Source organism: Streptomyces sp. (assembly GCF_035645055.1).
Lineage (GTDB): Bacteria > Actinomycetota > Actinomycetes > Streptomycetales > Streptomycetaceae > Streptomyces.
The window spans coordinates 197914-208370 of record NZ_DASQNH010000021.1; the positions used below are offsets into that span (position 1 = coordinate 197914).

The 10457-nt window shown below is 72.1% G+C and carries 13 protein-coding genes; 4 read left to right on the top strand and 9 right to left on the bottom strand.

Annotation, left to right across the window (positions count from 1 at the left end; all coding sequences use genetic code 11):
• Positions 1-3 precede the first annotated feature (3 nt).
• The 7 genes from VE614_RS07535 to VE614_RS07565 all read right to left on the bottom strand — a co-directional run bounded on the left by VE614_RS07535 (position 4) and on the right by VE614_RS07565 (position 5421).
• Entirely contained in the window at positions 4-783 is a 780-nt protein-coding gene (locus tag VE614_RS07535) for an exodeoxyribonuclease III (protein ID WP_324933894.1), read from the bottom strand.
• Between the two features lie 51 nt (positions 784-834).
• The gene (locus VE614_RS07540; RefSeq protein WP_324933942.1) at positions 835-1470 is read right to left on the bottom strand and encodes an MBL fold metallo-hydrolase; all 636 of its coding nucleotides are present in this window, start codon (positions 1468-1470) and stop codon (positions 835-837) included.
• Positions 1471-1509: 39 nt separating this feature from the next.
• The gene (pcaC, locus tag VE614_RS07545) at positions 1510-2820 is read right to left on the bottom strand and encodes a 4-carboxymuconolactone decarboxylase (protein ID WP_324933896.1); all 1311 of its coding nucleotides are present in this window, start codon (positions 2818-2820) and stop codon (positions 1510-1512) included.
• Between the two features lie 506 nt (positions 2821-3326).
• Entirely contained in the window at positions 3327-4016 is a 690-nt protein-coding gene (locus VE614_RS07550) for a hypothetical protein (RefSeq protein ID WP_324933899.1), read from the bottom strand.
• Complete coding sequence (locus VE614_RS07555; protein WP_324933901.1) at positions 4013-4333, bottom strand: STAS domain-containing protein; 321 nt, start codon at positions 4331-4333, stop codon at positions 4013-4015. The genes VE614_RS07550 and VE614_RS07555 overlap by 4 nt, the downstream gene beginning before the upstream one ends.
• Before the next feature lie 214 nt (positions 4334-4547).
• Positions 4548-4823: a hypothetical protein gene (locus tag VE614_RS07560; protein WP_324933903.1), complete on the bottom strand. Its 276-nt coding sequence runs from the start codon at positions 4821-4823 to the stop codon at positions 4548-4550.
• A 31-nt stretch (positions 4824-4854) separates the two neighbouring features.
• Positions 4855-5421 carry a DUF5994 family protein gene (locus VE614_RS07565; protein ID WP_324933905.1) on the bottom strand — a complete coding sequence of 189 codons (567 nt, stop codon included), beginning with the start codon at positions 5419-5421 and terminating at the stop codon, positions 4855-4857.
• 620 nt (positions 5422-6041) lie between these two features.
• Here VE614_RS07565 and VE614_RS07570 point away from each other — a divergent pair.
• The 3 genes from VE614_RS07570 (at position 6042) to VE614_RS07580 (ending at position 7671) form a co-directional block, all read left to right on the top strand.
• A complete protein-coding gene (locus VE614_RS07570; protein ID WP_324933907.1) occupies positions 6042-6347 on the top strand; it encodes a hypothetical protein in 306 nt (101 codons plus the stop codon).
• A gap of 258 nt (positions 6348-6605) precedes the next feature.
• Positions 6606-6974 (top strand): STAS domain-containing protein, encoded by a 369-nt coding sequence (locus VE614_RS07575; protein WP_324933909.1) that lies wholly within the window; start codon positions 6606-6608, stop codon positions 6972-6974.
• Positions 6975-7227: 253 nt separating this feature from the next.
• A complete protein-coding gene (locus VE614_RS07580; RefSeq protein ID WP_324933911.1) occupies positions 7228-7671 on the top strand; it encodes an ATP-binding protein in 444 nt (147 codons plus the stop codon).
• A gap of 168 nt (positions 7672-7839) precedes the next feature.
• Here VE614_RS07580 and VE614_RS07585 read toward each other — a convergent pair whose 3' ends face one another.
• Both VE614_RS07585 and VE614_RS07590 read right to left on the bottom strand, forming a co-directional pair.
• Positions 7840-8013 carry a hypothetical protein gene (locus VE614_RS07585; protein ID WP_324933912.1) on the bottom strand — a complete coding sequence of 58 codons (174 nt, stop codon included), beginning with the start codon at positions 8011-8013 and terminating at the stop codon, positions 7840-7842.
• Between the two features lie 35 nt (positions 8014-8048).
• Positions 8049-8405 (bottom strand): PRC-barrel domain-containing protein, encoded by a 357-nt coding sequence (locus VE614_RS07590; RefSeq protein ID WP_324933914.1) that lies wholly within the window; start codon positions 8403-8405, stop codon positions 8049-8051.
• Between the two features lie 523 nt (positions 8406-8928).
• On the opposite strand from VE614_RS07590, the gene VE614_RS07595 reads away from it, so the two are divergent.
• Complete coding sequence (locus VE614_RS07595) at positions 8929-10167, top strand: PP2C family protein-serine/threonine phosphatase (protein ID WP_324933916.1); 1239 nt, start codon at positions 8929-8931, stop codon at positions 10165-10167.
• Positions 10168-10457 lie beyond the last annotated feature (290 nt).

Sequence of the window (10457 nt, forward strand, 5' to 3'; positions counted from 1 at the left end):
CGACTACACGTCCAGGTCCACGACGACCGGCGCGTGGTCCGAGGCACCCTTGCCCTTGCGCTCCTCGCGGTCGACGTACGCGTCCTTGACGGCCTTGGCGAACGGCTGGTTGCCGTAGACCAGGTCGATGCGCATGCCGCGGTTCTTGGGGAAGCAGAGCTGGCGGTAGTCCCAGTAGGTGAAGGGGTGGTCGTACTTCAGGGGGCGCGGCACCACGTCGTCCAGGCCCGCCTCGCGCAGGGAGGCGAGGGCCGCCCGCTCGGCCGGGGTGACATGGGTGGAGCCCTCGAAGGCGGCCGGGTCGAAGACGTCGTCGTCGGTCGGGGCCACGTTGTAGTCGCCCAGCACGGCGAACGGGCGGCCGCCTGCCGCGTCGCCCGCGACGGCGGCCTTCAGGGCCTCGAACCACTGCAGCTTGTACGCGTAGTGCGGGTGCCCCACCTCGCGGCCGTTCGGCACGTACACCGACCAGACGCGGACCGGGCCGCAGGTCGCGGAGATGGCGCGGGGCTCCACCGCGCCGTCGAAGCCGGGGTCGCCGGGCAGCCCCTTGACCACGTCCTCGATGCCGACGCGGGAGAGCACCGCCACGCCGTTCCAGCGGCCCGTGGCGTGCACCGCCGCCTCGTAGCCGAGGTCGCGCAGCTGGTCGAACGGGAACTGCTCCTCGGCGACCTTGGCCTCCTGGAGGCAGAGCACATCGGTGCCGCTGCTCTCCAGCCAGGCCAGCAGCCTCGGGAGGCGGGCGGTGATCGAGTTCACGTTCCAGGTCGCGATGCGCATGCCCCACAACCTACCCGGCGCCACTGACAACGCGGTCCCGCCCGGACTGCCTCACACGTCGGCGGACTCGCCCGGCGCCAGCCGCAGGTGCTCCGAGCCGCCCAGGGCGCCGATCTGACGGTCGTAGATCGGGCGGGCGAGGTCGGTGAGGAGCGCGTCGTGGATGTCGTAGGCGCGCTGCGGCCGGACCTCACGGACGTAGTCGATGACCTCCGAGATCTTGCTCCACGGGGCCATCACCGGCAGCATCAGCGTCTCCACCGGCCGGCCGGGGACGGTGAGGGCGTCCCCGGGGTGGAAGACCTTCCCGCCGTCGATCAGATAGCCGACGTTGGTGATGCGCGGGATGTCCGGGTGGATCACCGCGTGCAGCTCGCCGTGCACCTGCACGTCGAAGCCCGCGGCCGTGAAGGTGTCGCCGTGGCCGACGGTGTGCACCCGCCCGGGGAACGCCGCCGAGATCTTCTCCGCGACCGACTTCAGGGTCCAGATCTCGGCGGCCGGATTGGCCTCCATCCCGGCCCGCAGCCGGCCCTCGTCGAAGTGGTCGGGGTGCTCGTGCGTGACGAGGATGGCGTCCGCGCCGACGGTGGCGTCCGCCTCGGTGAACCCGCCGGGGTCGAGGACGAGCGTCCGCCCGTCCTTCTCCAGGCGGACGCAGGCGTGCGACTTCTTCGTGAGCTTCAGCTTCATGGAGCCATCCTGCCGCCCGGCGGGAACGGGTGGTCACTCCTGGGGGGTGGTCTCCGCCCGGATGACCTCCTGCGCCACCTTGAACGCGCTGTTCGCCGCCGGTACGCCGCAGTAGACGGCGGCGTGCAGCAGCACCTCCTTGATCTCGGCCGGGGTCAGGCCGTTGCGCAGCGCGGCGCGGGTGTGGAAGGCCAGCTCGTCCAGGTGGCCGCCGGCGACCAGGGCGGTGAGGGTGATGCAGCTGCGGGTGCGCCGGTCCAGGCCGGGGCGGTCCCAGATCTCGCCCCAGGCGTAGCGGGTGACGAACTCCTGGAACTCCCCGGAGAACTCGTCCGCCCGCGCCAGCGCCTGGTCGACGTGCGCGTCGCCGAGGACCTCGCGGCGCACCTTGATCCCGGCGTCGTACGGGTCCGGCCGGCCCACGACGGCCTGCGGCTGGGCGGCCGGCGGGGCGATCTCGGCGATCGGCGCGGTCGGCGCGGTCTGCGGGGGCACGGCGGCGAGGACCGGCTTGACCGGCGCGGCCGCGATGGCGATCTGGCCGGTGCCCGGGTCGACGAGCGGCTGCCAGGCGGTGGAGAAGTGGGTCACCAGCAGGTCCGTGACCGCGGCGGGCTGCTCCACCGGCACCAGGTGGGAGGCGCCGGGGACGACCGCGAGCCGGGCGTCCGGGATCCCGGCGACCAGGGTGCGGGCCTCCGCGGGGCCGGTGACCTGGTCCTCCGAGCCGACCAGGACGAGGGTCGGCACGCCCACCCGGCCCAGCTCGGGCCGCACGTCGAAGGTGGCCAGCGCCTCGCAGGCGGCGATGTAGCAGCCGGGGTCGGTGGTGCGCACCATCTGCACCGCCCAGTCGGTGATCGCGGGCTGCGCGGCGGCGAAGCCGGTGGTGAACCAGCGGTCGGGCGCGGTGCGGGCGATCGGGTCCAGACCGTTCGTCCGGACGATCACCCCGCGCTGGCGGAACTCGTCCGCCGTGCCGAACCGGGGGGAGGCCGCGATCAGCACCAGGGAGGCCAGGCGCTCCGGGTGGCGCAGGGCCAGCTCCACGCCGATGGCGCCGCCGAGCGCGCAGCCCGCGTAGCCGAAGCGCTGGACGCCGAGGCCGTCGAGTGTGGTGAGGAGCCGGGCGGTGAGCTCGCTGACGGAGCCGGCGGGGTAGGCGGGGGCGCCGCCGTGGCCCGGCAGGTCGAACCGGAAGACGCGCCACTGCTTGGTCAGCTCCGGGACCTGCCGGTCCCACATGTGCCATGTGGTACCCATGGAGGGACCCAAGATCAGGACGGGAGCCTCTTCTGGCCCGTCAAAGCGGTATTGCAGGGTGTTCGACGGTGTCTCACTCACGCCCCAGACCCTCTCACGTCTCGCGGAAGCCCCTCTCACGGGGCTGGCAGGAAGGCGGACGGCATTGTGACACAGGGGCGGGAAAGCCCCAGGTCACGTCGGGGTTCAGGGCGGTGCACGGCATGGGGCGACGTGCGGCGCCACGGTCTGCCATCAGGTCGGCGAGGCGATCCGAGCGGTTGGGTGACGCGGCGGGCGAGCGCCTCGGTGGCATCCCTCGGGCAGGCCGGCGACCGTCGCCTCCGGCGGCCCTGGCGACCGTCGCCTCCGGCGGCCCTGGCCAGTGTCGCCGGGTGACGCAGTCCGTCGCCGGGTGCGGTCGGGCAGAGCGGGTGACCACGACAAGGCCGTGCCCGGCCTGGTTCGGCCGGCGCTCGACGGCGGCATCCGCCGCCGCCCTCCCTGTCCGTCGGCACGCCACGACCCTTTTCCTGCCCGCCGGCACGGACGACGGGCGCAGGCCGGGACGGTGGCGTGGGCCGCGCGGCGCCACGTCACCGCCTCCGTCAACGGGGCCGCTGGGTGCGGTTCTCGTGTGCGAGCCCGCCCGGACCGGCGGCCGTACGCGGTCCGAGGGCGAGGATCAGGGCCCGCAGCGGCACGGGGTCCACCGGCCGAAGTGCCGACGACGGGTTCGGCGACCGGAGGACCCTGCCGATGTCCTGCCACCCCCAGGACCGGAAGGTGTCGAGGGTCACCGCGTCGGTCTCGCTCACCAGGGTTGCCCCGAGCGAGGCATGGTGGTCGGCGAGCAGTCGCTCCTGGAGCCTGCGGGCCACGCCGCCCCGGTCCTCCGTGTACGGGTGCACCAGGGTTTCGGTGATCGAGAAGACGTGTCCGGACGCGGTGAGTTGCTCGACGCTCTGCGGGAGGATCCCTTCGAATCCCCGCCACCACGTCCCCTCACGCCCTACGGGGGATCCGTAGGCGCATCCGGTGAAGGCCGTGTCCTCCGCGACCAGCAGGGCGAACCCGGGCCGCCGGATGTCTCCCGTGAGCCTGCGGAGAAACTCCTCCCTGCCGCGGTACTCCGCACCGGGCTGTGCCCGCGAGGACTCCACGTACAGATCGGCCAGGTCCTCCCGCAGGGTCTCGGCCTGCCAGCGGTCCAGCCGGCGCAGACGTACGGCGTCCGCGGGCCTGTGTGCGCCTGCCTCGTCCGGCGGCCACTGTCCACGCCCGGACGGGCGGCTCACAGCACACCGCCCGCGGCAGCCGGAGCAGGCGCCGCTGTGCGGACGGGGAGGAGGGCGGGCCGCGGAAAGCCGGAGCCGGTGATGTCGATGACGCGGGTCAGGCATTGCGGCGGTCGGTGCAGGCGCAGGGTCATCCCGGCCTCCGTGGTGAGGTCTGGCACGGCGAGGAAGACGTCCGGCCCGCTCACGTCACAGAATGTGGCAGCGGTGAGATCGGCGGCGACGGTGCGGGTGCCCTCCTGGAGGCCCCGCTCCAGCGAGGTGAGCGGCGGTGGGGCGGTGGCCGGGTCGGCCTCCCCCACGAGGGCGACGCGCATTCGGAGGCCACGGTCCTGGCGGTGGGCATTCAGTTCGGGAGGGGGCATGGCTCCTCGTTCGGAGGGTCCGCGGGAGATACCGCGCGGGAGGCGAGGCCGGGCCCCCGTGGTCACGGTGGGCTCCGCAGGGCAGATTCCGTCGTCCCCGGGAGCGCCGGCGCGCGCCGGGACGGGTGGCGCCTGTCGTCCGGATTCCCGGCGGGACCGGCCGGGCTTACGCAGAACTCTTGCGGGTACGGCGGCGAAGACGCATCCGTCCGCGTCCGCCGTCGTGGTGGTCCCGGCGTGGGTCGGCATCACTCGCTCCGGCCGCCCGGCCACGGGCCTTCCGGCCGGCGGGCGGCGCCGGGCCCCGCAGGACGGAGCCGAAGGGACCGTAGTGGAAGGCGGCACCACCGCGGTCGCCGTGCTGCGAGTTGAGCCGGTGGATGAGGAACGCGCCCAGAGCGATCACCGCCAGCAACGCGACCACCACCACGAGGGTCTCCATGGTCCTCACCTCCTCCACGTCCGGCCCGTCGTCACCCGGCGGTGACCACTCGGCTCCGTGAAGGCGCTGCCGGACCGCGGGGCACGCGCCCTCCCTCGGAGTCCCGGACCGCTTCCACGCCCAGGTCGGTCTCGGCGACGGTCCGCGAACGCGCCGCCTCCCGCGTCAACTCGCTCCCGGTAGCGGCGCGCTGCGGGTCGCTCGCGGCGGCCATCAGCCACGCGGCCGAGGCGGGAGATGTCCGCGACGGCACCACCAGCAGGTTCCAGCGGCCCACGTCGTACGAGAGCAGCATCACCTCGTGCGGGTCCTGCTCGGCCCTGAACCAGCCGACATTCACCACATGCCCGGCGACTGGCACCTTGCGCGGCACGACCGGCCACTGGGCGGGATGCACGGTGACCCGGGTGATCCGTCCCCACAGCGGATCGAGCACGGCCACCAGGGCGGGCAGTTCGGCCGCGAGGTCGAGCGAGCGCGGCCACCAGGCGCCGTCCAGCAAGGCCGGTGCGGAACCGGCGGGTGCGAGCGAGAGGCGCGGAGGGGGCGGGAAGAGCCGGTCTTCGGATGTCGTCGGGCGGGAGGCGGTCGCAGTCATGACGCGGACCCTGCCCCGGGCCGACAGCGACCGGCCCGGTGTATTCGATCGCCGAAAACGACACGGGCACGGACACCGGTGTTCGAAGAATCCTCGGTAATCTTCAGCCTACTCCTCGAACCCCCCGAACGGGGCTGCGTGACGGCGACTTCGGGTGGAGTCCACTCCGGGGAGAACCGCCCGCACCGTCCCTCGCCCGCCCGGTTCCGTGCGTCGGCTGCCGGGCCGTGTCAGCGCGGGGGCTGCCGGCGGGAGTGCCGTGACCAGCGCAGGGCGGCGAGGAGGAGGGCGGCCACGAGGACCATTCGCTCTGGTCGGCCTCGCGCAGATGACCGCATGCCGGCAGTGACCGGCACAGATGCCGTCCTGCCCGTTTGCGGCACCGTCGCGGAAGCCCGGGAAACACACGCCCGCTCTGATCACGGTCCCGCGCAGTCGCGGCCCGCCGCCGGACGTACGCCAACCGGGTGAATCTGTCCCTTTTGTCGTGGTCATGGGTTGATGTGCCGTTTAGTGCGCGGCGTGCGGGCAACTCGGTAGCCGCAGCGTTGATCTTGACGCTTCCCCAACCCGGGAGAGAGCCTCAGGTTGCTCCCCACGATGAGAGAGGTGCCCTTCTCATGAGCGCTGTGAACCCGGTCGGCGGCGCAGGCCAGCCCACGGGAGCCGATGCGGCCGCTCACCGGCCGCGCCGGCTGTCGACCGAAACGAAGGCCGCCTTCAAGACCACCGAGTTCTTCGTGTACATCGCCGCGGTCATCGCGGTGCTGATCGCCTCCATGGTGGTGGGGGACGACGAAGGCCACGCCGACTACTTCCGCGCCGACAAGGCATGGCTGTACATCGTCATCCTCACCGTCGGTTACATGATCAGCCGGGGCCTGGCCAAGTCCGGCAGCCGGGAGCCCTACGACGAGTCCCGCTGACACGCCGCGTCACGTGCCCCGCAGGAGCTGACAACGCAACCGTGAGAACAGAGGCACAAGGCCGCACCGACCCCGCCCGGTGCCCGATGCGGCAGATCCCCGGGGTCCCCGCGCTCACTGAGCAGCGGGGACCTTTCCCATCGTCCACGCCCCGGTCCGATGCCGGAAGGATGCGCCTATCCTCAGTAGGAGTCCGCCGGTCGTGCCCGTACAGCGCGCGGTGGCCGGGACATCTTCGACAGCTCACCGAAGGCTTCCGTGCCCTTTGACCATGGAGTACCACTCCGCCGTCCGCTGCCGCCCGGGCAGGCCACGGCCTCCGAGGACATCAGCGTGGTCACGCTGGGCGGCGACATCGACCACAACAACACGGCCCACCTCAGCGACGTCCTGCTCTTCCCCCGCGGCGCGGCCGCGGCCCGCACCGTGATCGACCTCAGCGCCGTCACCTTCATCGACTCCAGCGGCATCAGCGCCTTCATCACCGCCCACCACGCCGCACGGCGTTCCGGCGGCTGGCTGCGCCTGGCCGGCCTCACCGACTGCGCGCTGCGCATCGTCCGGCTCGTCGGCCTGGACGACATCATCCCCTGCTACCCCACTCTCCGCCACGCCCTCACCTCCTGACGGGTGATGCAGCACGTCCCCGGCGCCGCCTGCGGTGCCCCCACCCACACCCGCAGCTCCTGGTGCGCTCTGACCATGAGTCCGACGACGGGTCGCGCCCTGCCACGCGCAGCCTCGACCAGCGTGCATCCAGACGGTTCCGCCCGCACTTCGCCGTGGGAGACATACGGGACGGCCTTGCGGGTAGCCGCAGGCGGGGAACACGGGAACGGCAGTGAACCCAGTGGAGTCGGCCCCGGACGGCGAAGGGATCATGCCCGGCAATACCAGCCCCTTACGAGAGACCGTAGCTCTGGAGGACGACGGCTCGTCCATCGCCGCGGCACGTCATCGCGCCGTGGCCTTTCTCAGCCGGGTGCAGACCGAGCACGGCCTGCCGGTGTCGGCCCGTGCCATGGAGCTCACGCAGCTGGTGGTCAGCGAGCTGGTCACCAACGCCCGCAAGTACGCCCCTGGGCCGGTGCTGATGGAACTGCGGATCGCCGGGGATCTGGTGGAGGTCATGGTGTGGGACAGCGATCCGGTGCTGCCGGTGGCCCGGGTCGCCGATCCTGGCCGGGTGGGCCAGCACGGCCTGGAGATTGTCATGGCCGTGTCCCAGGGCTTCGAAGTCCAGAGGGAACCCGTCGGCAAACGCATCACCGCCCGCATCGCCCTGCCCGACGACCCCGACGCCTTCGGACACGGATCCCCCTGACCAAGACGGCTCCCGGACCCACGGTGCTGGGACCCGTCGCCGGTCATGGACGGCGTGATCGCAGCCAGTCGATCCTGCAGCAGGCAGGCCAGCGGGGCTGACGGGTCGGGAACGGCGCCCAGGAATGCTCCGCCGGCGACGCCAGTCTCTCGGCAGCCTCGCGACGTCTCAGCGCAGCGTGCGCTGGTGCCGTCCGGAGCCTCGAATGTGCATGCCCAGGTACACCAGGGCCGCGGCGAGCACCACGATCCCGATGATGAGCAGGTAGAACAGTCCTTCGGCGAGGACACCGACGATGCCCAGCACGATTGCCGCGATGACGAGGAGCAGAAAGAGCGTCATGGCGTAAGGCACCTCTTCGATTCGGTAGGGGCCGGTCAGCGGCGGGCGAGCTGGCGCTCACCGTTCGCGCCGGGCTGGTACGGCAGGCCGTAGTGCGCGAACACCGCCGCCTCGTCCTCGACGGGCAGCACGTCGTCGGTGCCGATCCCCGGGCTCTTCTTCACCAGCGACCGGTCGTAGTCGACCCTGACGTAGCCCGGCCCCACGACCGCGCCGTTCAGCGGGACGAAGACCAGGTGGCGGCGGGTGGGCAGCCCGACCTGGACGGTGACCATGGCGGGCTCGTCGGTGCTGGTGTCCACGTAGACGGCCTCCAGCGTGCCGATCTTGCGGCCCCCCGCGTCGATGACGTCGCGGGTACGCCACTCACGGATATCCGCACTCTGGATCATCCTTGGTGTCCCTTCACACGGCGGTGTACCCGAAGAGGGCACTTCTCAGCGTGCCCGCACCAGCTTTGGTGACACCTCCGGTGGCACGCCGGCGCGGACTGGCGCCATGGGCCGGGACGACCGGGACGCCAGAGACCCGGTGATCGAGAAGCCCGATCCTGACAAGTGTCCCGATTCGCACACGTGCACTCGTCGACCAGGGAAGGCCGCCGAGGTGGCGTGCCGGGTCGTCATCCTCGAAGACCAGCTCGAAGAAGCCCCGCGCCTGAGCGCCGCACACCGCAAGGCAGCACCGGCGACCCGGGCCGGCCCCGTCTGTTGGCACGCTTCCACGCATCCGCTGTGGTGACCGTGGTGCAATAGGACTGTCGGCACCCGGCCCGGCACCGGCCTCGTCGCCCTCCTGGACGGGCCTCGGAGCAGCATCGAGCAGCAGGGAGTCGGGGTGAGCGGAGGTGAGCCGGGAAGGGACGGCGGGCCGACGAGCCCTTCTGCGCAGAACGGAAGTGGCCGGATCGGGGTGATGACCCTGGCAGGGGTGCTGGCGGCGGCGGAGACTGCAGCGCCTGTGGAGTCCCTGGACGTGGTCGCACGCATGCTCAAGGAGCATCTCGGGGCCGTGTCCGTGTCGTTCCTGCTCACCGACTTCACCGGCGGCTCGGTCGTACGGCTGGGGGCTGCGGGAAGCGTCGAGACCGATGAGCCCGCCCGGCGTATCACGCTGCGAGGCACCCTGTACGACGACGTGATCCGCACCCAGCGGCCGGGCGTGGAGCGCACGGGCGAGGAGACGCGGGTACGGGTCGTCGCCCCGGTGACCAACCGCGGGGACGCCATCGGACTTCTGGAACTTTTCCTGCCCGCGGCACCGGACGCCGTGGTGATGGGGGAAATCAGTGAGGCCGCGCACGCCCTGGCGTACATCGTCATCGCGAACCGGTCCTTCACCGACGTCTATCAGTGGGGCCGCCGTACCAAGCCGCTGAGCCTGGCGGCGGAGATCCAGCACCGGCTGCTGCCGGCGTCGCTGGCGTGCGAGGCGGCGCAGTTCGCGGTCGCCGGGGCGTTGGAGCCCGCCGACCACGTCGGGGGTGACACCTTCGACTACACGATCGACCGGGACGCGGTCCAGCTCTCCGTCACCGACGCCATGGGCCACGACGTCGACGCGGCGCTCCTGGCCACCCTTGCCGTGGGCGCCCTGCGCCGGGCCCGGCGGGCGGGCGCCGACCTCGCCGAGCAGGCCCGGCAGGCCGACCAGGCCATGCGTGAACACAGCGAGGGCTACGTCACCGGGCAAGTGCTGCGCATCAGCCTGGTCGACGGCGGGACGGAGTTCATCAACGCCGGGCACCCCTGGCCGCTGGTGATGCGTGACGGACAGGTGCGGCAGCTCACCCCGCGGATCGATCTGCCGTTCGGCTTCCAGGTGCCCCACACCTACCGGGTCCAGCCGCTGGACCTGCGGCCGGGTGACCGGCTGGTGATGCTGACGGACGGCATGCTGGAACGCAACGCCGGCAGCGTCGGCCTGCAGGACCTGATCGTCCGCACCCGCGCGCTGCATCCCCGCGAAGCCGCCCGCGCCCTCATCACGGCAGTCGTCGACGCCAACCAGGGACACCTGGAGGACGACGCGACCGTCATGTGCCTGGACTGGCACGGCCTCAACGAGACCGGGCGGGACGCCGACACGGGTGCCGACCTCACCGACGCCTCTGCCCGGCATGGACAGGACGGACCGGTCCCAGGCGATGAATAGGACCTTCCGACCGGCCCGGCGCGCGTGAAACGGGTACCTGAGGGCGCCCGCCAGCCGATCGCCCCGAGGCACCACCGAGCACAGGCAGGCAGCTGCCGGTCATCGACAGGACGGCGGGCAGTCCGCCCCGCACGGTCGGTGTCGCCCGCCGTCCGGTCGTGGGCGGGCGAGGAAGAGGGCATGAGGGCGCTCAAGGGCAACGGCGGGCAGGTGACGCCTCGAAGCAGGTGGCTCCGGCTGCCGGGGACCTCGCCGCAAGGGCGCGTGACATGCCACGACCGTGCGGCGTG

Excerpts from the sequence above, each read along its gene's own strand:
- VE614_RS07570 (WP_324933907.1), top strand. The coding sequence starts at position 6,042 with ATGAGCGCTGTGAACCCGGTCGGCGGCGCAGGCCAGCCCACGGGAGCC.
- VE614_RS07535 (WP_324933894.1), bottom strand. The coding sequence starts at position 783 with ATGCGCATCGCGACCTGGAACGTGAACTCGATCACCGCCCGCCTCCCG.
- VE614_RS07560 (WP_324933903.1), bottom strand. The coding sequence starts at position 4,823 with ATGGAGACCCTCGTGGTGGTGGTCGCGTTGCTGGCGGTGATCGCTCTG.
- VE614_RS07555 (WP_324933901.1), bottom strand. The coding sequence starts at position 4,333 with ATGCGCGTCGCCCTCGTGGGGGAGGCCGACCCGGCCACCGCCCCACCG.
- VE614_RS07565 (WP_324933905.1), bottom strand. The coding sequence starts at position 5,421 with ATGACTGCGACCGCCTCCCGCCCGACGACATCCGAAGACCGGCTCTTC.
- VE614_RS07585 (WP_324933912.1), bottom strand. The coding sequence starts at position 8,013 with ATGACGCTCTTTCTGCTCCTCGTCATCGCGGCAATCGTGCTGGGCATC.
- VE614_RS07595 (WP_324933916.1), top strand. The coding sequence starts at position 8,929 with ATGACCCTGGCAGGGGTGCTGGCGGCGGCGGAGACTGCAGCGCCTGTG.
- VE614_RS07580 (WP_324933911.1), top strand. The coding sequence starts at position 7,228 with ATGCCCGGCAATACCAGCCCCTTACGAGAGACCGTAGCTCTGGAGGAC.
- VE614_RS07590 (WP_324933914.1), bottom strand. The coding sequence starts at position 8,405 with ATGATCCAGAGTGCGGATATCCGTGAGTGGCGTACCCGCGACGTCATC.